Origin of the sequence: Nesterenkonia sp. E16_10 (assembly GCF_017347085.1) — a bacterium.
Lineage (GTDB): Bacteria > Actinomycetota > Actinomycetes > Actinomycetales > Micrococcaceae > Nesterenkonia.
In genome coordinates this window covers 155577-174151 of sequence record NZ_JADPSA010000029.1, presented here as the reverse complement: position 1 = coordinate 174151, position 18575 = coordinate 155577, and the positions used below count along the sequence as shown (strand labels likewise).

At 67.9% G+C, this 18575-nt stretch carries 20 protein-coding genes and 1 tRNA gene; 7 read left to right on the top strand and 14 right to left on the bottom strand.

Annotated elements, in window-relative coordinates; genetic code table 11:
• Positions 1–31: 31 nt before the first annotated feature.
• Genes I2487_RS09520 through mptB (I2487_RS09510) form a run of 3 tightly spaced genes read right to left on the bottom strand, consistent with a single transcriptional unit; the run spans position 32 to position 4885 of the window.
• Positions 32–1435 carry a glycosyltransferase family 87 protein gene (locus tag I2487_RS09520; protein ID WP_345941390.1) on the bottom strand — a complete coding sequence of 468 codons (1404 nt, stop codon included), beginning with the start codon at positions 1433–1435 and terminating at the stop codon, positions 32–34.
• Complete coding sequence (gene mptB / locus I2487_RS09515; protein WP_207171980.1) at positions 1432–3075, bottom strand: polyprenol phosphomannose-dependent alpha 1,6 mannosyltransferase MptB; 1644 nt, start codon at positions 3073–3075, stop codon at positions 1432–1434. The genes I2487_RS09520 and mptB (I2487_RS09515) overlap by 4 nt, the downstream gene beginning before the upstream one ends.
• Entirely contained in the window at positions 3065–4885 is a 1821-nt protein-coding gene (gene mptB / locus I2487_RS09510; RefSeq protein WP_207171981.1) for a polyprenol phosphomannose-dependent alpha 1,6 mannosyltransferase MptB, read from the bottom strand. The genes mptB (I2487_RS09515) and mptB (I2487_RS09510) overlap by 11 nt, the downstream gene beginning before the upstream one ends.
• A 70-nt stretch (positions 4886–4955) precedes the next feature.
• Between mptB (I2487_RS09510) and orn the strand changes: the two genes are divergently transcribed.
• Both orn and I2487_RS09500 read left to right on the top strand, forming a co-directional pair.
• Positions 4956–5570: an oligoribonuclease gene (orn, locus tag I2487_RS09505; protein ID WP_345941389.1), complete on the top strand. Its 615-nt coding sequence runs from the start codon at positions 4956–4958 to the stop codon at positions 5568–5570.
• A 106-nt stretch (positions 5571–5676) separates the two neighbouring features.
• Positions 5677–5752 (top strand) — tRNA-His (locus tag I2487_RS09500).
• A gap of 131 nt (positions 5753–5883) precedes the next feature.
• Here I2487_RS09500 and I2487_RS09495 read toward each other — a convergent pair.
• Positions 5884–6102 carry a hypothetical protein gene (locus I2487_RS09495; protein ID WP_207171982.1) on the bottom strand — a complete coding sequence of 73 codons (219 nt, stop codon included), beginning with the start codon at positions 6100–6102 and terminating at the stop codon, positions 5884–5886.
• A gap of 207 nt (positions 6103–6309) precedes the next feature.
• On the opposite strand from I2487_RS09495, the gene I2487_RS09490 reads away from it, so the two are divergent.
• Complete coding sequence (locus I2487_RS09490) at positions 6310–6669, top strand: hypothetical protein (RefSeq protein WP_207171984.1); 360 nt, start codon at positions 6310–6312, stop codon at positions 6667–6669.
• A gap of 208 nt (positions 6670–6877) precedes the next feature.
• On the top strand, positions 6878–8704 hold the full coding sequence (locus I2487_RS09485) for an AMP-binding protein (protein ID WP_207171986.1): 1827 nt from the start codon (positions 6878–6880) through the stop codon (positions 8702–8704).
• An 80-nt stretch (positions 8705–8784) separates the two neighbouring features.
• On the opposite strand, the gene I2487_RS09480 is transcribed toward I2487_RS09485, so the two are convergent.
• The 4 genes from I2487_RS09480 to I2487_RS09465 form a co-directional block, all read right to left on the bottom strand.
• Positions 8785–8934, bottom strand: a complete 150-nt coding sequence (locus I2487_RS09480) for a hypothetical protein (protein WP_207171988.1) — start codon at positions 8932–8934, stop codon at positions 8785–8787.
• 39 nt (positions 8935–8973) lie between these two features.
• Entirely contained in the window at positions 8974–9981 is a 1008-nt protein-coding gene (locus I2487_RS09475) for a universal stress protein (protein WP_207171990.1), read from the bottom strand.
• 101 nt (positions 9982–10082) lie between these two features.
• Entirely contained in the window at positions 10083–11126 is a 1044-nt protein-coding gene (locus I2487_RS09470; RefSeq protein ID WP_207171992.1) for an NAD(P)-dependent alcohol dehydrogenase, read from the bottom strand.
• Positions 11127–11152: 26 nt separating this feature from the next.
• Positions 11153–11707 carry a BON domain-containing protein gene (locus I2487_RS09465; protein WP_207171993.1) on the bottom strand — a complete coding sequence of 185 codons (555 nt, stop codon included), beginning with the start codon at positions 11705–11707 and terminating at the stop codon, positions 11153–11155.
• Positions 11708–11929: 222 nt separating this feature from the next.
• On the opposite strand from I2487_RS09465, the gene I2487_RS09460 reads away from it, so the two are divergent.
• Positions 11930–12982: a universal stress protein gene (locus tag I2487_RS09460; RefSeq protein ID WP_207171995.1), complete on the top strand. Its 1053-nt coding sequence runs from the start codon at positions 11930–11932 to the stop codon at positions 12980–12982.
• Positions 12983–12989: 7 nt separating this feature from the next.
• Complete coding sequence (locus I2487_RS09455) at positions 12990–13448, top strand: pyridoxamine 5'-phosphate oxidase family protein (RefSeq protein ID WP_207171996.1); 459 nt, start codon at positions 12990–12992, stop codon at positions 13446–13448.
• A gap of 15 nt (positions 13449–13463) precedes the next feature.
• Here the strand turns inward: I2487_RS09455 and I2487_RS09450 are convergent, their stop codons facing one another.
• The 6 genes from I2487_RS09450 to I2487_RS09425 form a co-directional block, all read right to left on the bottom strand.
• The gene (locus I2487_RS09450; protein WP_255546156.1) at positions 13464–13733 is read right to left on the bottom strand and encodes a PLD nuclease N-terminal domain-containing protein; all 270 of its coding nucleotides are present in this window, start codon (positions 13731–13733) and stop codon (positions 13464–13466) included.
• Between the two features lie 53 nt (positions 13734–13786).
• Positions 13787–14281, bottom strand: coding sequence for a BON domain-containing protein (locus I2487_RS09445; protein ID WP_207171998.1), 495 nt, complete (start codon positions 14279–14281; stop codon positions 13787–13789).
• Positions 14282–14407: 126 nt separating this feature from the next.
• Positions 14408–15061 carry a response regulator gene (locus I2487_RS09440; protein WP_207171999.1) on the bottom strand — a complete coding sequence of 218 codons (654 nt, stop codon included), beginning with the start codon at positions 15059–15061 and terminating at the stop codon, positions 14408–14410.
• A complete protein-coding gene (locus I2487_RS09435; RefSeq protein ID WP_207172001.1) occupies positions 15058–16251 on the bottom strand; it encodes a sensor histidine kinase in 1194 nt (397 codons plus the stop codon). Before I2487_RS09435 ends, I2487_RS09440 begins: the two co-directional genes overlap by 4 nt.
• A 28-nt stretch (positions 16252–16279) precedes the next feature.
• Positions 16280–17095 carry a hypothetical protein gene (locus I2487_RS09430; protein ID WP_207172003.1) on the bottom strand — a complete coding sequence of 272 codons (816 nt, stop codon included), beginning with the start codon at positions 17093–17095 and terminating at the stop codon, positions 16280–16282.
• Positions 17092–17877 carry an ABC transporter ATP-binding protein gene (locus I2487_RS09425; RefSeq protein ID WP_207172005.1) on the bottom strand — a complete coding sequence of 262 codons (786 nt, stop codon included), beginning with the start codon at positions 17875–17877 and terminating at the stop codon, positions 17092–17094. The genes I2487_RS09430 and I2487_RS09425 overlap by 4 nt, the downstream gene beginning before the upstream one ends.
• A 344-nt stretch (positions 17878–18221) precedes the next feature.
• Between I2487_RS09425 and I2487_RS09420 the strand changes: the two genes are divergently transcribed.
• Positions 18222–18572 carry a DUF2200 domain-containing protein gene (locus I2487_RS09420; RefSeq protein ID WP_207172007.1) on the top strand — a complete coding sequence of 117 codons (351 nt, stop codon included), beginning with the start codon at positions 18222–18224 and terminating at the stop codon, positions 18570–18572.
• The last annotated feature ends 3 nt before the right edge of the window (positions 18573–18575 follow it).

Genomic DNA, 18575 nt, shown 5'->3' with positions numbered 1-18575 from the left:
TCCGCGCGGACCTGTGGTCTCCGAGGCCGGTTCACCAGTGCAGCCTCCACGAGGTGGCCCGGCCAAGTCCGGGCAGCGCGAAGGTCTCCGGCTGCCCGCGGGTGACCCCGGCCAGCGGGTCGCTCTCCCCCAGCTCCTGGGGCCGCGGTTCGGCGATGAGCCCCTCGGAGCTGCGCGCCTCGTCGTCGGCCGCTGAAGCGCTCGCCGTGACCCGGTCCCGGACGCGCACGATGTCCTTCTCAGGATCCAGGATCTCGCGGACCACCTGGACCATCAGATAGATCAGGGTGGCCATATGGGCCAGGATCCCGAGGTGGTAGGCCCAGTCGATGAGCTCGGTGCCGCCGGCGAATTCCCCGCCGGAGGTGATCTTCGCGCTCATCATCCACACCGAGACCCAGTGGTAGACCTCCGCGGCCTGCCAGAGAAGGTAGCCGCGGACCTTCGGGCGGGCCAGCACCAGCAGCGGGATCAGCCAGATCACGAACTGCGGGGAGTAGACCTTCCCCAGCAGCAGGAAGCTGGCGACGATCAGGAAGCACAGCTGCGCCATCCGCGGTCGGGTCGGCGCGGCCAGGCCCAGGTAGGCGACGCCGAGGCAGCACAGCAGGAAGAGCCCGTTGGAGAGCAGCGAGAACGCGGCTCCGTCCAGCGGCAGCCAGCTGAAGAACAGCCAGACCGAGGAGAAGCTGACATCGCGCTCGGAGGAGAAGCGGTAGAAGGTCGACCACTGCTCGAACTGCAGAAGCATGAACGGCAGGTTCACCGCGAGCCAGGTCAGCACCGCGGCGAGCGTGGTCGCGGCGAAGGAGCGCAGCCTTCCGCTGCGCAGGCACAGCACCAGGATCGCACCCAGGAAGAAGAGCGGGTAGAGCTTCATCGCCGTCCCCAGACCGATCAGCACTCCGGCCCAGACCGGATGCGACCGGCCCCAGAGCAGCAGCGCCAGTGCGCCCAGGAAGACCGCCCACATGTCCCAGTTGATCGAGAGCGAGAGGATGATCCCCGGAGCCAGGGCGACCATCAGGGCGTCCTTGCGGCGGTGCCCGGCGGTGGAGTAGGCGGTGGCCAGGACCACGCCGAGCCAGCACAGCACCACCGCGAAGTGGTTGAGGTCGTAGAACGCCAGGATCCGTTCTTCGGTGATGCCCTGCCCGGGGACCAGCAGGGCCAGCACCCCGGCCACCATGACCAGCAGCACCGGATACTCCATGACCTGGTCCGCCGGGACGTCGTCGACGAAGGGGAACAGTCCCTCGGCGAGTCCGCGCTGGCTGAACAGCAGCGAGAAGTCGGAATAGCACATGTGGATGTGCTGGTCAGGGTCGGTCCAGCCGTTGATCCGGCACCACTGCACGGCGACCACCGAGAGCGCCGCGCCCAGGGTGGTCGCGGTCAGCAGCAGCCAGAGCAGTCGGGAGCCGGGGAGCTTCACGTGGTGTCCTTCTCGTAGATGTCCTCGGCCGCCCAGGAGGTGCGCGGCGCGCTCAATCCTCTCAGCCGCTGCCACCCGTGCTGCGCATTCCAACGCTGGGAGCGGCGGCGCATGTCGAAGAAGTCGGTGGTGTTCGGGTCCAGGAACACCACGTAGATCAGATACAGCGTGACCACTGCGATCGCGATGGTGTGGATCACGGCGGCATCGATCCACTGCGCCACCGAGAGCTGGCTGACCATGGAGAGCAGCACCATCACGGTGATGACCGTGGTGACCAGCACCAGCACACGCCCGCGGTAGATGTGCACCACGGCGTAGAAGGGCAGCAGCCAGAGCAGGTACCAGGGTTGGATGATCGAGGAGGTCAGCACCACCAGGGTCAGACCGTAGCCGGCCCAGAGCACCGGGTTGCCGATGTTGCGGCGCAGCAGCATCCAGGCGATCATCGCGCCGGCCGCGGCGCGCGCCAGGTTGTAGAAGATCTCGGTGACGACGGCGGCCTCCACACCGGTCAGCGCCGCCAGCCCGGCGCCCAGACCGATGCCCAGCAGTCCGACCGGTGCAGCCTGCAGCACCGCGCCACCGGCGCCGAGGGCCGCGGCCACCCAGCCCAGCCCGATGCCCAGGGCCGCGCCGGAGCCCACCAGCAGCACGGCCGCGGCCGTGCCGCCGATGGCCCATTCACGGAATCGATGGCGCAGCGCCGCGGTGCTGCGCAGCGGAAGCAGCAGGATGAAGGGCAGCACCACCATGGCGATGGGCTTGACCGCGATCGCCGCGACCAGCAGGACGATGCACAGCAGACGTCTTCGACGCAGCCCGGCCAGGGTGCCGGCGAGCATCAGCCCGATCATCAGCGCGTCGTTGTGCGCCGCGGGCAGGAACACCAGCAGCGTCATCGGGTTCAGCAGGCACAGCCACAGCGCCCAGGAGGGCTCGGAGCCGAAGGCTCTGGCCAGCCGCGGGATGCAGTAGAGCATCAGCGCCATCCCGATCAGAGCCAGTCCGCGGAAGAGCAGGATGGCGATCTCCGGGACACCGCCGGAGACGAACCAGACCAGCTGCGCGAGCACCAGGAACAGCGGTCCGTAGGGCGACGGGGATTCGGCCCAGAGCCCATCGGCTCCCTCCATGAACCAGCCGGGGAGCTCGGAGACCCCGTGCTCATAGGGGTTCAGCCCGGCGTGCAGCACCCGGCCCTGGGCTAGGTAGGAGTAGACGTCGCGGGAGAAGATCGGCAGGGTGAACATCAGCGGGGTGGCCCACATGAACAAGGTGCGGCGCATCACCGGGGTCGTCCGGGTCGACCAGGACCCGACCCGCTGGGAGAGCCGCAGCCAGGAGCGCACGAGCAGCAGCGCGCCGAAGACCAGCAGCACCGTGCAGGTGACCACCCCCGCCGTCGTCGTGCGCAGCGGCAGCAGCAGCGGGTTCACGGCGAGCAGCGACTGCGGGGTCATCGCCAGCCAGCCCACGCCCCAGGAGCCGAGCATGATCATGATCGAGGCGAGCAGCCCCTGACGTGCGGTGTGCGAGGCGGCGGCCTCGTCTCCGCCGATCAGCCAGGCGGTCGGCGGCCATTGACCCAGGAAGGACCGGACGCGCAGCGCGTTGCGGGAGACCAGGTTAGCGCGCACCGGGGGTGGGCTCCTCTCCCCTGGGCGGCGCGACCGGCGTGGCGGCCGGCTCGGCTGTGAGCGGTGCTGCGGAGACTGGTGCTGCGCTGATCGGTGCTGCGGAGACTGGTGCTGCGTCGTCGCCACGTGCGTCCTCGGCGGCGCGGCGGCCGCGCAGCCTGGGCCATTCCCAGCGGACCGCGGGCAGTCCCCAGCCGTCCCAGACCACCCAGCGGGTCTGCCGATCCAGCAGCCCCAGCCAGATGATGCAGATCCAGGACACGGTGATCGACAGCGCCAGCATCTCCTGGTCCAGCTGCAGGAATTGGTAGATCGAGAGCTGGTCCGAGGCGCCGAAGGCCAGGAAGAAGACGATGGTGAACACCACCCACTTGAACTGCCAGTCCTTGCGGATCCCGGTGATGGCGAACAGCGGGAGCAGCCACAGCAGGTACCAGGGCTGGATGATCGGGGAGAGCACCACCAGCGCGGTGAACGCCCAGACCATCCGCTGGACGATGAACTTCTCATCGCCGCGGAACATCAGATACAGCACCACGACCACCGAGAGGATCCGACCGGCCACCTTGAAGACCTCCAGGGTCCAGCCGCTGTCGAGTCCGAAGGAGCGCAACAGCGTGCCCAGCCAGCCGTCGGCGATCCCGATCGGGGACCAGAAGACGCTGCCGGTGCCGGTGCCTGCCAACACGGCGAGCCAGCCGAACCCGTAGCCCTGCACCAGGCCGATGCCGATCATCACGGTGCCGGCGATCCCGGCGGTGAGGAACCAGTAGGTGAACTTCCGCGACCAGGAGGCGCCCGGGCCGGCCCAGAGCAGTCCGATGAAGGGCAGCAGCACGATGGTGATCGGTTTGATCCCGATCGAGACCACGACCAGCAGCGTGGCGAGCACTCCGCGGCTGTGGGCCGCGGCGTAGACCCCGGCGAGAGCGAAGCCGACCATGATCGCATCGTTGTGGGCGCTGGAGATGAAGCTGATGATCAGCAGCGGGTTAGCCAGGGTGATCCACTGTGCCCGGCCCGGGTCGACCCCGTGGATCCGGGCCAGCTTGGGCACGAAGATCATCATCATGACCACCCCGCCCACGCAGGCGAGCCGGAACAGGAACAGCGCAAGGTCGGGGCTGTCTCCGGCGATGCGCATCACGGCGGCCTCGAGCCAGAGGAACAGCGGACCATAGGGGGTCTCGGATTCAGCCCAGAGGATGTCGGTGCCCAGCTGGAACCAGTTGGCCAAGCTCGAGACCCCGGTGGTGTAGGGGTCCTGCCCGGCCAGGACCAGTCGCCCCTGGTTGAGATAGGCGAAGACGTCACGCGAGAAGATCGGGATCGTGACCAGCTGCGGGAGCGACCAGAGCACGACGGCGGCGTTGACCGTGCGCAGCGAGCGGCTGGGCCACGCCTGGTTCGGGTCGGGGTGCTCCAGCACCCGGCCCAGCCGCAGCCAGGCGCGCAGCATCACCCAGCAGCCCAGGGTCAGCGCGATCGTGGCGAGGACCACGCCCACCGGCTCGGTGCGGAACATGATGATCCACGGCTGGCGGGACAACGGAGACACGCTCACCAGCCATCCGACGCCGAAGGAGCCGAACAGCACCAGCATCGACCCGAGCAGGCCCTCGACCATCGGGGACCAGACGCTCTTGGGCCGGGTGGAGGAGCGCAGGATGTGCAGCCAGATGTCCCGCTTGCGCTGCGTGGGCCGATCAGCTGCACCCTCGGCGGGGTGGGCGGGGTTGCCGAGCCCGACGGCGCCCTCGGCACCGCGCGGTGCAGGGCTGTTCTCGGCGGCTCCAGCCTCAGCGCTCATCGCCCTTGAATTTATCACCACTGGTGCCGCACAGCCCGGCGCCGGGCGGGCGGTCGGTAGAGTGAGCAGCGTGACTTCCCAAGAGACTGAGACCAACGCCTCATCCGCCGCAACCGTCCCGGTCACCCCCGGGGGCTCCTGGGCGGGCCGGATGGTGTGGATCGACTGTGAGATGACCGGGCTGAACCCCGATCACGATGTCCTGGTGGAGATCGCTGCACTGGTCACCGACGCCGAGCTGAACGTCCTCGGCGAAGGGGTGCAGGTCGTCATCGCCCCGGACCCGGCCGAACGACTCAAGACCATGGAGCCCATTGTGCAGAAGATGCACACAGCCTCGGGTTTGCTCGAGGATCTCAAGCACGGGGTCTCGGTGCAGGTCGCCGAGCAGAAGGTCCTGGACTACGTCAAGGCTTGGATCCCCGAGGCCGGGGTCGCACCGCTGGCCGGGAACTCGATCCACGCGGACAAGGCGTTCCTGCGGGTGGCCATGCCGGAGCTGATGAAGCACCTGCATTACCGGCTGATCGATGTCTCCACCATCAAGGAGCTCTCCTCGCGCTGGTACCCGGAGGCGAAGAAGGCCGCGCCGGCGAAGACCGGCAACCACCGGGCGCTGGGCGATATCCAGGACTCCATCGAGGAGCTTCGGCACTATCGCCGGACGGTGTTCAAGCAGAACTGAGCCGATTTCCGGATCCGGTGAGAATCTGTGTAGACTGACATGCGTTGCTTTCAGCCGCTCGAGGCTGATCCGCAGCGAGCACAGGAGTCGATTTCGGCTCCACATGGTGGGCGTAGCTCAGCTGGTAGAGCATCGCGTTGTGGTCGCGAGGGTCGCGGGTTCAAGCCCCGTCGCTCACCCCATGGAACGGTCCTGGTCATTCGACCAGGGCCGTTTTTCGTCCTGAGGGCAGATTGGCGTGGCCGGGACATCACGCTCTGACCGTCAGGCAGCTGCGCGGTGGCGGCCGAGCGTTGTTGGATGGCGCCTGGGCTCAGGCCGCGTGTCCTCGGCGCCGGCGCTCCTCGCCCATGCTCTCCAGGGCCTCCAGCGCAGCTTTGCCAGCGCGCGCGGCGGTGATGATGTCCTCGAACGCGGAGTGCGAGCCGGTCCGATCCCTCGCCTGTTCCGCGGTGAGTGCTTCCAACCAGTGCTTGTTCACGTCCATCAGGGCGAAGTGGGCCTGGTCCTCTAGCTCAGCTCGGGTGCTCATGTCCTCGTGTCCCCTCGGTCGACGGGTGGGGTGGTCTAGGGGATACGTCATTCACCGTGGTTTCGTTCAACCCCGCGTCGGATTTTTTCGCAGCCATCGAGTTCGGTCCACAAGCTTCAGGGTCGGGGGCTCTGGAGCCCGGGGATCGGGCCCTGCACCGCTCCCCCAGCGTCATCGGCTTCTGACGAGGTGAGTAGGGTTGGGTCCATGGACTTTCTCTCCGCCAACGGGCTCGCTGCCGGCGCGATCGCAATATTGGCGGTGGCGGCCATCGTGGTGGCCATTGCGCGTGGGCACGCCGGCAAGGACGCACGGATCACCGCCTCGCATCAGCCTGGCATCATCACTCTGACCAGCAGTCTCGACGCCACGGTCGTCGCCGTCCTTAACGACGGTGACAGTCTGGCTGAGTCTCTCCAGCGGGACCCGCTGAACCTTCCGATCACCTTGGCGGCCGAGGAGCCGTTCAGCATCCGGTATCAGAGCGACCTCGGTCGCGCGCCGCGCAGCGTTCTGCTGCGCCTGCAGGACGGCGCGATCAGACAGATCGATCTCCCGTCGGTCTAGACCCTCCGCCGGAGGCGACACATCGCATCCGGGCAGGCCGGGGCCAGAGCAGTCAGGTCAGCACGAACGGGCGCTTCACACGAGGTCGCGGGATTTCGCCCCTGAACACCCGGCACCGCGGGCAGGATATTCTTGCCCAGGCAGTGGTCGCCACCGGATCACCAGCAGCACTCGCCGAAGAGCGCGTCACCAGACCGGGAGGAACTCCGTGCAGGAAACCGCGATATCGGCGCTGATCGATGTGCCGTCAGATATCAACACCACCGATCTTCTGGAGCAGCAGCGGACCGAGGACCCCGAAAACATCCTCTTCACCCGCCGTGACGCGTCAGGCGAATGGACCGAGGTCTCCGCCGCCGCCTTCCACGCGGACGTGGAAGCTCTCGCCAAGGGCCTCATCCAGCGCGGTGTCGCGCCGGGTGATCGGATCGGGATCATGTCGGCCACCCGGTATGAGTGGAGCCTGTTGGACTTCGCGTTCTGGTACGCCGGCGCCGTCTCGGTACCGGTCTATGAGACCTCCTCGGCCGCGCAGATCGCCTGGATCGCGGAGGACTCTGAGCTCAGCCTGGTCTTCGCCGAGACGCCTTCGCACCGTGAGACCATCCTTCAGGGCCTGCAGGATTCAGGACTGCCAAAGCCCCCCGAAGTGCTGTTGATCGAGTCCACCGCCCTCGACCAGCTCCGTGTGGCCGGTGCCTCCGTCCCGGACCAGGATCTGGAGAACCGCCGGTCCAGGGCGGTGGGCGCAGACCTCGCCACCATCATCTACACCTCCGGAGCCACCGGTCGGCCCAAAGGCTGCGAGCTGACGCACGGCAACTTCGTGGACCACAGCCTGCAGACCTTGGCCGCCATGGACGGCGTCGTCGGCAAACGCTCCTCCACCGTGCTGTTCCTTCCCATGGCGCATGTCTTCGCGCGATTCATCTCGGTGATCTTCGTAGCCGCCGGGGGTCGCGTGGCACACACCCCCGATATCAAGCAGCTCATCGAGGATCTCGGAATCATCCGCCCGACGTTCCTGCTCGGGGTCCCGCGAGTCTTCGAGAAGATCTACAACGCCGCGGCGCTCAAGGCCGAAGGCGACGGGAAGAAGCGGATCTTCACCGTGGCGGCTGATGTGGCCGTGGACTGGTCGCGGGCCTCCGCCGAGGGCCGTGTCCCGCTGGGACTGCGGCTCAAGCACGCAGTGTTCAGCAAGCTGGTCTACTCGAAGCTGCGCCACCGGATGGGCGGCAACGTCACCCACGCCTTCTCCGGGGGCTCTCCGCTGGGCGAGCGGCTGGGGCACTTCTTCAACGGCGTGGGCATCCAGATCATCGAGGGCTACGGACTCACCGAGACCACTGCGCCGGTCACCGGCAACATCCCCTCGGTCTACCGGATCGGCACCGTCGGGATCCCGCTGCCCGGCAACGCTGTGCGCGTCGAAGCCGATGGAGAGCTGCTGGTCAAGGGCAGCAGCGTCTTCCGCGGCTACCACAACCGGCCCGAGCTGAACGCTGAATCCTTCACCGCCGACGGGTGGTTCTATACCGGCGACCTGGGACGGCTTGATGATGCGGGACGGCTGATCATCACTGGACGCAAGAAGGAGATCCTGGTGACCGCCGGGGGCAAGAACGTCGCCCCCGCTCAGCTCGAGGACTCCATCCGGGCAGACCTGCTGGTCTCCCAGGCGGTGGTCGTCGGCGACGGGCGACCCTTCATCTCCGCGATGATCACCCTGGACGGCGATGTCATGCCGGCCTGGCTGCGCAGCAAAGGACTCGACCCGGAGACCCCGATGAGCGAACTCACCGAGCATCCTCAGGTTCTGGAACATCTGCAGCAGGTCATCGACTCGACCAATGCGAGTGTCTCGAAGGCCGAGTCCATCCGCAGCTTCACCGTGCTCGAGGACGACTTCACCATCGACTCCGGGCACCTGACACCCTCCCTGAAGATCCGCCGCGCCGAGGTCATGCGTGACTTCCAGCGCGTGGTCGAGAACCTCTACGAGAAGGCGGCCCAGCGAGCCAAGCGAAGCTGAGCCGCCCGCTCCGTGGCGGATCGGCCGGCCTCACCGACATCGATGGTCGGGCCATACACGTCACGGCCGAGCAGCCGATGTCAGGTCTCGGCGAGCTCGATGAGCTTAGGCACCGTGTTGGGGTTACGGGAAGTGCCTGCCACCCCCAGGGCGTGGGTGACCGCTGCCCGCTTCATCTGGGCGGATCCAGCACCGTTGGCGTAGCACAGGTGCATCTGGCGTCCGATCACCCGCCCACGGTCCGGGCCGGTCTCCAGGCGTCCCGCGGCTCACCGGGACGATCCGGGCTGGTCGCTCAACCGGGGTTCCTGCAGCTCAGGGACCACCATCACCGGCCCCATCGCGCGCAGCAGCACCCCACGAGACACCGAACCCAGGAGTGCTCCGGTGAAACCGCCACGCCCGCGGGTGCCCACCACGGTGAGCTGGGCCTCTCGGGTCTGTTTCACCAGCTGCGCGACAGGATCCCCCGGCTTCACCGCAGCCGTGACCTCCACCGCGGGATAGTGCTCCTTGACCCACTGGACCTCTGTCTCCAGGTCCTTCTCCAGCTGAGTCTGGCGCCGGTCGGTGACCCCGGCATCACTGGGTTCGAGTTCCGGGTACCACTCGAGCCAACCCTCCAGCGAGGGCAGCACCAGCAGCATCTGTAGAGTCACCCCGCGGTTCTGCGCGGCGAACGCCGCCTGGAGCACCGCAACCCTGCTCGCCGGGGAGCGATCGATCCCCACCACCACAGGCCGCCGATCCTCTCCCTGGGCGAACCGCGCAGCGCCCCCAGCCTCGCTCACCTTGTACTGCCTCGGGACCACCACTGTCGGGCAGTCCGCGTGGGCCGGCAGCGCCGAGGAGACCGACCCCAGTACCCGGCCCAAGAAGCCGCCCCTGCCCCGGGCCCCCACCACGGCGAGCTCGGCGAGGGCGGAGAGGTCCACCAAAACCCCGGCGGCATCGCCGCGCTCGATCCGGTAGATCACCTTGCCTGGATAGTCCTGCAGATATCGCCGGGCCTCCTCGAGCACCTTCTTGGCAGCGGCGCTGGCGGCCTCGGCCTCCGACTTGTTCGGCACCGCGGCCAGGGTCGTGTACACCGGGGTCGGAACACTGTAGGCACTCACCACGGTCAGCACCCGCCCGCTGCGCTGCGCCGCCAGAGCACCATAGTGGAGCGCCAGGATAGACTGTCGGGAACCGTCGAAACCGACCAGCACACCGAGATCGCGGGTGGCCCGGTCAAAGGCCACAGGCCTCGGCGCCGAGTGGATGTCCTTGTCCATGATGTGCCTTTCCCGGGGGCCTGACCTCGGCCGACGCGAGCGACGCCCCCATGGTTTGGAATTCGCCCGCTTAGTCGTTGATCCTATTCCTCGACCTGTGATCAGGGAACCACCACGGCGCGGCCGCGCAGCTCGCCGTCGTGGAGCCTGCGGTACGCCTCAGGACCCTGCTGAAGGCTGAAGGATTCGGTGTCCACGCTGAGCCGGCCCGTGCGTGCCAGCTCGAGGACCTCCATGAGCTCCGGGCGGGAGCCCCAGTAGGGAGCCCGGATCCTCGAGCCGAAGGGCTGTCCCAGCAGGCCCACCGTGGTCTCAACCGCTCCTGCCCCGACCAACACCAGGTCCGTACCCGGTCCGCTGAGTGACCGGACGATCTTGAGCACCGGCTCGGTGGTCACGAAGTCAAAGACCGCCGTGACCGGACCCGCGCCGATCGCTTCGGCGACGCGGGCAGCGGCCTGGTCATCCGAGAGGAAGGCGTGATGGGCTCCGAACTCCCGGGCGAAATCGAGCTTGGTCTGGCTGATGTCCAGCGCGATCACCGTGGCAGAGGTCAGGGTGCGCAGCAGCTGGATCGCGAGGTGGCCCAGACCGCCGACGCCGATCACGACGGCGACGCTGCCGGGCACCAGCAGCTCCAGAGAGCCCATGATGGCGTGATAGGGGGTGAGCCCGGCGTCGGTCAGCGCGACCGTGGCCACAGGATCCAGACCTCCCAGCGGGATCAGCAGCCGCGTGTCTGTGACGATCATGTATTCAGCCATCACCCCGTCTTTGCCCAGTCCCGGGGGCGTGATGCCCAGGGCGGCGGCATGGGGGCAGTAGTTCTCGATGCCCGCAGCGCAGCTGTGGCACCGTCCGCAGCCCTGCGGACCATAGACCGCAACGGGCTCCCCGAGCTCGACGCCGGAGGCGCCCTCCCCCAGCGCGTCGACCACGCCGACGCCTTCGTGGCCCAGCGTCATCGGCAGCGGGTAGCCGAAGCCGGCGTACTGCTCCGCACTGAGGCCCATCACGAAGCTGTCCGAATGACACGCTCCGGCCGCGGTGATACGCAGCCGGACCTCGCCGGGACCGGGCTCCGGGGTGGGGACCTCGCGCACCTCTGGGGGCTGGCCGACGGCGACGTACTGCAGTGCCTTCATGGTGATCCTCTCGGAGCTTCGCTACATCATCGGTGACTTCGGAACGACCCAGAGTGGTGTCGACGCACCGCCAGCCGGTTCTCGATCCGCGTCACATCGTGGGATGCACCGGTTGCGAGACCGGCCTGCTTCTTCTCGAAGAGAGATCTGACATACCCGCTGAGCACCGCGGTGCTGCCGGTGATGGTGACCACTATGTGGCTGGCGTCGATCTTCTTGTTCAGCGCCAGCGCCTTCATGACCCGCTGCGACGGGCTGTCGCTCGGGGCGCGCGCCCGAAGACTGATCTGCTGTTCCACCCGATCGACTCCCGCGATGTCTCTCACGACACGGACGGCGAGTTCTCGCTGAAAGCTCCACTCCACCTGACCGGAGAGGATCGCGGTGTGGTTCTGCACGCGAACTCGGACCGTGCTGGGTACGCCCATGGACCCCGCGAGAATCCCTGCGGCGCGGCTCGTGATCGACGCATCACTGCGCGGCGACGCAGAGTGCTCTCGAACGCTGCCATCCTCCCTGGGCTCCGCGGCTGCTGCGGATTCCAGAGGGTGGCCGTTGAGGTTCTTTCTCAGGTATGTCATAGGAGGAATCCTTCGGGTCGCCGTTCGGGTCCCCCCGACGTTGCCCCTCACTATGGGACTTCCCCGGCGGCACGGGCAGGGCCATTGGTCCCGCAGGCTTCCCCGAGCAGGGACCGAAGCGCGGAGGCCGCCGGTTTGCGCAGAACTTCTCTCTCGGAAACAGCTTTCCTGCCAGGGTCTAAAGACCCTAGACCTTTCGACGATGAGACGTATGGTTGGGCCATGAATCCATCACAGGAGAGTCACTCTGACCGCGAGCCCGGCGTCCTGGTGGGCATGGACGGCTCACCGGCCAGTCAGCGCGCCTTCCGAGCCGGCCTGAGGATCGCGCGTCAGCGGAATCTCCCGCTGCGGCTGGTCGGCACATTCCCCCGGCCGGTGGTCACCGACGCCTACTACGTCCCGATGATGGATGAGTACTTCGAGACGGTGGTGCAGGAAGTCCAGAAGATGCTGGGCGAGTACGCGGCCCAGGCGGAACAGGCCGGGGTGCCGGTCACCACTCGGGCGGTGCAGGGCGATCCTGGATCAGAGCTGGTGGCGGAGAGCCGATCGGCGCAGGTCGTGGTCGTGGGCAAGCGCGGGCGAAACCGCTTCGCCGGTCGTGTCCTGGGCAGCGTCTCCGCGAAGCTGGCGGCTCATGCAAGCTGCCCCACGCTCGTGGTGCCCGAGCGCTGGGAGAACGAGTCCGCAGCGGAGCTGCTGGCCCCGGCCCAGGACCTGCCCTCCGACCATGGGGCGCCGTCTGAGCCGCTGACTCAGGTCGAGGAGTCGAGCCCGCGGTCCCATGAGCGCCGGCACTTCGCCAACGTGGATCAGGATCTGAACTTTGACTCCGAGATCGTCGTGGGCATCGACGTCGAGACCGAGCCTGACCTGGTTGTGGACCTGGCGGCGCAGGCCGCCGCCCTGCTGCAGAACCCGCTGACCCTGGTTTCGGCTGCACCGCTGAACGCACAGGGGCATTGGTGGCCCAACACCGTCGAGCACAACCTCGAGATACCCAATCTGCGCCGCCCCTACGTCGAGCATCTGCAGAAATCTGCTGAACAGGTGACTGGGGCGTTCCCGACCGTGTCGGTGCGCTGGCAGTTCTTCGACGGCTCACCGGCCGGTGTGCTCTCGGAGGCCTCCAGGACGGCCTCGCTGGTGGTGCTCGGCACCCGAGGTCACGGCGGCTTCTCCGGGCTGCTTCTGGGGTCCGTGAGCCAGGCGGTCCTCAACCGTGCAGTGTGTCCGGTTCTGGTGGTGCCGACCCATAAGCACCACGAGTGACATTGTGATGATCTTCGAACACGCAGACGGCGCACCGATCCTGGTGCTGGACGCCGAGCAGAGCTGGGGACTGATCGAACCCGGCCGCTTCGGGCGACTGGTCGTCGTCGCGGGCCAGCGGGCCGACGTCTTCCCGATCAACTACGCCGCGGCGCCTGACCGGACCTTGATCTTCCGCACCGCCCCGGGCACCAAACTTGCCAAGCTCGCGATCAACGCTGAGGTCCTGTTCGAAGCCGACCAGGTCTCGACCGACACCGCATGGACCGTGACGGTCCGTGGCCAGGCGCACTGGCTGCAGACCTCTTCGGAGATCGAGGCCGCCGAGGAGCTGCAGCTTCGACCCTGGGTGCCCACGCTGAAGGACAACTACGTGCGCGTGACTCCTGCCGAGATCACCGGGCGCCACTTCCAGCTCAGTCCTGATCCCGCGCGGGATTTCGGCGAAGCCCCCGCCACGGGCTGATCCCGGACACAGGGCTCAGCTGGTCTGCCGGCCCTTGAGGAAGTACGCGATCGGGCCCACGTAGTTGACCGCAATGACGCCCGCCCACACGCCCTTGTTCCCGTTGACCTGATCCGCGGGCCGCCGCGCCAGATCGATCCAGGCCGCCGCGGCGAGCGAGATCTGGATCGAGGCCAGCACCATCGTGCCGAGCCTGCGCTCCGGGCTCATGTCCTTCCAGCTCTTCTTGGAGCTCTTCTTCGCGCCCTCCACGGGGTGCTTCTTCATCACGGTCTTGTTCTTCATGTTCTGCTCCTCTTGACGGTCACAGTGGTTCGAAGGTCACAGTGGTTCGACGGTCACAGTGGCCGAATGTCGAGACGGTTCTCGATGGCGGTCACGCCTGGGGCGATCCAGGCGGCAAGCCCTGCCTGCCGCTTCTCCGCGAGCGACCTGACATACCCGTTCAGAACCGCTGTCTGACCCGTGATGGTCACCACGACGTGGTCTGGCTCGATCTGCGGGTCCCGGAACCTGGCGTTGTTCAGGCGCTCCTGGGCATTCTGCAGAGGTGTCCGCGCGACGGTGGTGATCTGGTTCTCCACTGATCCCACACCGGGCAGGCCACGAACGATTCGCTCGGCGGCCTCGCGCTGGTAGACCCAGTCCACCTGACCGGTCAGGGTGACGCGCCGGTCCACCACCTGGGCGGCGACGCCTTCGGGCACGGAAGGTGATCTGCTCAGGGCCGCTTCAACGGCTCGAGCGACCACGGACTCGGTGAGTTGTCTCAACGCACAGAGGTCCACCGTGACGTCGGCGGTAGGGGTGGTGGTCCTTGTCGCGGTCTCCATCGGCGCACCCTTTCGTTCGATGCTCGCTATCCTCGAGCCCTCCCCCACTCTCGTAGGCAGCGGACTGACCGCCTAGGGCCATTGGTCCCACTGCGGCCGCATCCGAGGGGTGACCTGGAGACGAGGTCACGCGGAGGTGATGCCGTGACGCAGACCCCAGATCGCGGCCTGGAGTCGATCGCGGCTGTGCGTCTTCATCAGCAGGGACTGCACGTGATATTTCACCGTGGTGATCTCCACGAAGAGCGCTCGGGCGATCTCGGCATTGGAGCGGCCCTGGGTGATCAGCTGCAGCACCTCGGTCTCTCGGGGCGTCAGCTCGGCCTCCGGAGCCGAGGCTCTGGCTCCACCGCTGCGTCCTCGGGCGGCGAATTCGGTGATGACCTTATGCGTGATGCGCTGATCCAGCGTCCCGGTGCCGGCGGCCGCCGAGCGAATCGCCTCTGCGATCACGGATTCCTCGGCCCCCTTGAGCAGGAATCCCGCGGCACCGGCTTCCAGGGCGGCGAAGACGTCCTCGTCGATGTCGAAGGTGGTCAGAATGAGCACCTTCACCGCATCCTGTGCGGCGGTGATCTGCCGGGTCGCCGTGATGCCGTCCATGATGGGCATCCGAACGTCCATGCAGACGACATCGGGACTCAGCCTAGCGGCCAGCCGCACGGCCTCCGCGCCGTCACCCGCCTGCCCCACCACCTGAAGGTCCATTTCGGCGTCGAGGACCACGGCAAGCCCGGCGCGGACGATCGGTTGGTCATCGACGATCAGCACTCGGATCATGCCGACTCTCCTTCTCGGGCTGCGTGTTCTCGGGGGATGCTGAACGCGGTGCGCCAGCCTGTGCCATCAGATCCTGTCTGCAGACTCCCGTGGACCAGCGCGAGCCGTTCCCGGAGTCCAGCGAGGCCATAGCCGCTGGCAGGCAGCATCGGTGCGGTGCTGGCGGCGCCGTCGTCGGTGATCTCCAGACTCAGCCGCGCCGGCTCCCAGCGCACCACCAGCCCGGCCTCCGCACCGGGCGCGTGTTTGGCGATATTGGCCAGCGCTTCTTCGATTCCGCGGATGACGACGACGCCGGCCACCGGTCCCAACGACCAGGCCACGCCGGTCTCGTGCAGCTTCACGCGGGTCCCGCGTGCCAGGGCGGCGTCGATCACCTGCGGCAGGTCGCTCATCGAGGGTGCGGGCGTGGTGGTGGACTCCTCGTCCGCGCGCAGCAGACCCACGGTGCGGCGCAGGTTCTCCAGGGCGGAGCGCGCGTCGGACTGCACCGCCTGCAGGTACCGATGCTGAGCTGGCGGGTCGGTCCGGGTCAGTGCGGTGGCCGCCTGGGCGCTGACGATGATCCCGGTCAGATGGTGGGCGGCGATGTCGTGCAGCTCCCGGGCGATCATGGTGCGCTGCTCCTGAACCGCCTGGCGTGCGGCCAGCTCCTGCTCGCGCTCGGCCAGCTCTGCCCGTTCAGTCAGCGCCTGGATCAGCTGGGTGCGTCCGATGACGACCTCGGCGATCACCCAGGGCAACAGATAGAGCAGCAGCCCCCGCGCGATGCCCAGTGGAATCTCCCCGGCGGCCGCCAGCTCTCCCCCGGACCCGACCACAGCGGCCATGACCGCGCTGACTGCTGCCAGCGGGATGATCCGCTGGGCGGCGGCGCGCCGCGGCAGGGCCCGACGGACCACGTAGACGGCCAGTGGGACGGCGAGCCCGGCGCTGGTGTTGCCCGGGTCCAGGATGTAGAGGGCACAGTCGGCGGCGGTGATGCCGGCGAGCACCAGACCGGGACGATGCGCGCAGACGAGCAGCAACAGCGCCTGCACCAGGAGGATCCCGGTGGTCAGGTACACCACCGTGCCGGAGTCCAGGAACTCCGGCACGGCGAAGAGCAGCGGGATCAGCGCCAGCACGATCAGTGCGGGAACCGTGGAGAAGCGGCGCCGGTCCAGCGGCACGTCAGGCCTGTTGATCATCTGTCTCCGCTCACCCTCCCGCGTGGGATCAGAGGTCACGCCGCCGCAGCGACAGCCAGGCCACGCTCACGGCCACCAGCGCCATCATAGTCAGCAGCACCAGCGCAGGAACCGGCGCGAGGCCCGCTGCGCCATCGGGACTGGTGGCGGAGGAGACCAGCGCCAGCGGAAGGTACGGGGTCCAGGAGCTGGCGACCGGGATCAGGGAGAGGATCGCGCCGAGGGTCACATCGGCGACCGCGGCGCCGATGAGCACCAGGAAGGTCGCGCTCTGGCTGCGGATGAGCACACCGGCAGCGAGCCCGAGCAGGGCCAGCGGCACGACGGCGAGCACGCCGCGGCCCAGCACCTCGGTGATGTCCCAGAGGCCGGCGCTGAGCCCGCCGGCGCCCATGGTGCTCGGCGCCAGGGCGACCAGGAGTCCCTGGACCAGCGCGTAGCCCAGGCCCGTGAGCCCCGCGACGATCGCGACGGCGGCAGCCTTTGCGCTCATGATTCGACCCCGCCGCGGGGCAGCCAGCGCGGTGGTGATGATCCCGCCGTGGCGGAAGTCGGCTGTGGCTGCGAGAGCACCCAGGAGCAGGATCGCGACGAGACCGATGGTCACCGATCCTGAGGCCATCCCGCCTCCCCCGCCGAGCACGTTCATCGCCGTGAGCTGACGTTCGGCCGTGGAGGTCGAGAGCTCCGCGACGCCTGCCTGAAGGTCGGGGTCGACGTGACTGATGGCGGGAAGCAGCCAGCTGCTGGCGAGCTGCGTCGCGGCCACCCCGATGATCCCGACCGCTGCGGCGATCTTCGGAGCACGGGTGGAGGTCAGTTTCAGCAGTTCTGCGCGGATCATCGCAGGGGCTCCGTTTCGGTGTGAGCGGCGGTTCCGCTGTGGGCGGCTTCAGAAGCTGCGCCGGTGGAGGTGGTGGTGATGGAGAGGTAGAGCTGTTCCAGGTCACGGCCCTCCGCCGAGGTGAGCTCCTCGAGCGCGCCGGAGAGCAGGCTGCGGCCGCGGTCGATGATCACGAGGTCATCGGCGACCAGGGCCACCTCGCTCAGCACGTGGGTGGAGATCAGCACGGTGCCTCCGGCGGCGGCGAAGCTACGGATGTATTCGCGCAGCCAGCGGATCCCGGCCGGGTCCAGTCCGTTGGCGGGTTCCTCCAGGACCAGCACCGCAGGCTCCCCGAGCAGCGCGTTGGCCAGCGCGAGACGCTGCCGCATGCCTAAGGAATAGCCGCCGATCCGGCGGTGCGCAGCCTCGGTGAGTCCCACCTCCTGGAGCAGCTGGGTGACCCGCTGGCGGGTGGCACCGATCATGGCCGCGGTGATGCCCAGGTGCTGGGCGCCGGTGCGGCCCGGGTGCAGTCCGCCGGCGTCGAGCACCGCGCCGATGCGCCGGGCGGGGTGGCGGATCTCGGCGTAGCGGCGTCCTTCGATGAGCGCCTCTCCGGCGTCAGGCGCCACCAGGCCCAGCAGGATCCGCATGGTGGTGGTCTTGCCGGCTCCGTTGGGGCCGAGCAGTGCGAGGACCCGGCCGGGGTTCGCAATCAGGCTCACATCGGTCACCGCCTGGGTGGAGCCGAAGCTCTTGGAGAGCCCGGTGATCTGCAGAGCGGGTGTGGGGGTGGTCATCGGTGTCCGTCCCGGCGCCGGGGCGCCTGTGGTGGTTGTTCGGTGTTCCCGAACGTCGGTGACTCCAGTCCATCGCGGGTCGCGCGCAGACGCCCCCTCCTCGGGGACGGACCTCTCCCCCTCCGCAAGGAGGGGAACTCTCTGACGAGACCCTCCTCTGACGCGCAGGATCATGAGGGCCGGGCTCCCGCGAACCGCCAGGAACCGCCAGGCGCCGCATCAGGCCCGGGGTGCGCGAGATGGATCCACCTGCGCGGAATCTCGGCCGTTGAACCAGGGCTGCGGACCATGGGACCCTGGTACACCAGAAGTCCGCAGCGTTCCGTGCCTGACGAGGAGCCCCGATGCCCGCCCACCGGATCTACACGATGAGCTTCGCCAGCGTCTATCCGCACTATGTGACCAAGGCGGAGCGCAAGGGACGCAGCCAGGCCGAGGTCGACGAGATCATCACGTGGCTCACCGGATACTCTGCGGAACAGCTGCAGACCGTCCTCGACGAGGAGGTCGACTTCGAGACGTTCTTCGCCCAGGCGCCTGCGATGAACCCCTCCCGCTCGCTGATCACCGGGGTGATCTGCGGGATCCGGGTGGAGGAGATCGAGGAGCCGCTGATGCGCGAGATCCGCTACCTGGACAAGCTCATCGACGAGATGGCGCGGGGCAAGGCGATGCAGAAGGTGCTGCGCAGCTGAGCC

Excerpts from the sequence above, each read along its gene's own strand:
- I2487_RS09455 (WP_207171996.1), top strand. The coding sequence starts at position 12,990 with ATGATCTTCGAACACGCAGACGGCGCACCGATCCTGGTGCTGGACGCC.
- I2487_RS09445 (WP_207171998.1), bottom strand. The coding sequence starts at position 14,281 with ATGGAGACCGCGACAAGGACCACCACCCCTACCGCCGACGTCACGGTG.
- mptB (WP_207171981.1), bottom strand. The coding sequence starts at position 4,885 with ATGAGCGCTGAGGCTGGAGCCGCCGAGAACAGCCCTGCACCGCGCGGT.
- I2487_RS09450 (WP_255546156.1), bottom strand. The coding sequence starts at position 13,733 with ATGAAGAACAAGACCGTGATGAAGAAGCACCCCGTGGAGGGCGCGAAG.
- I2487_RS09465 (WP_207171993.1), bottom strand. The coding sequence starts at position 11,707 with ATGACATACCTGAGAAAGAACCTCAACGGCCACCCTCTGGAATCCGCA.
- I2487_RS09490 (WP_207171984.1), top strand. The coding sequence starts at position 6,310 with ATGGACTTTCTCTCCGCCAACGGGCTCGCTGCCGGCGCGATCGCAATA.
- I2487_RS09495 (WP_207171982.1), bottom strand. The coding sequence starts at position 6,102 with ATGAGCACCCGAGCTGAGCTAGAGGACCAGGCCCACTTCGCCCTGATG.
- I2487_RS09425 (WP_207172005.1), bottom strand. The coding sequence starts at position 17,877 with ATGACCACCCCCACACCCGCTCTGCAGATCACCGGGCTCTCCAAGAGC.
- I2487_RS09435 (WP_207172001.1), bottom strand. The coding sequence starts at position 16,251 with ATGATCAACAGGCCTGACGTGCCGCTGGACCGGCGCCGCTTCTCCACG.
- I2487_RS09470 (WP_207171992.1), bottom strand. The coding sequence starts at position 11,126 with ATGAAGGCACTGCAGTACGTCGCCGTCGGCCAGCCCCCAGAGGTGCGC.
- I2487_RS09475 (WP_207171990.1), bottom strand. The coding sequence starts at position 9,981 with ATGGACAAGGACATCCACTCGGCGCCGAGGCCTGTGGCCTTTGACCGG.
- I2487_RS09460 (WP_207171995.1), top strand. The coding sequence starts at position 11,930 with ATGAATCCATCACAGGAGAGTCACTCTGACCGCGAGCCCGGCGTCCTG.
- I2487_RS09440 (WP_207171999.1), bottom strand. The coding sequence starts at position 15,061 with ATGATCCGAGTGCTGATCGTCGATGACCAACCGATCGTCCGCGCCGGG.
- I2487_RS09430 (WP_207172003.1), bottom strand. The coding sequence starts at position 17,095 with ATGATCCGCGCAGAACTGCTGAAACTGACCTCCACCCGTGCTCCGAAG.
- I2487_RS09420 (WP_207172007.1), top strand. The coding sequence starts at position 18,222 with ATGCCCGCCCACCGGATCTACACGATGAGCTTCGCCAGCGTCTATCCG.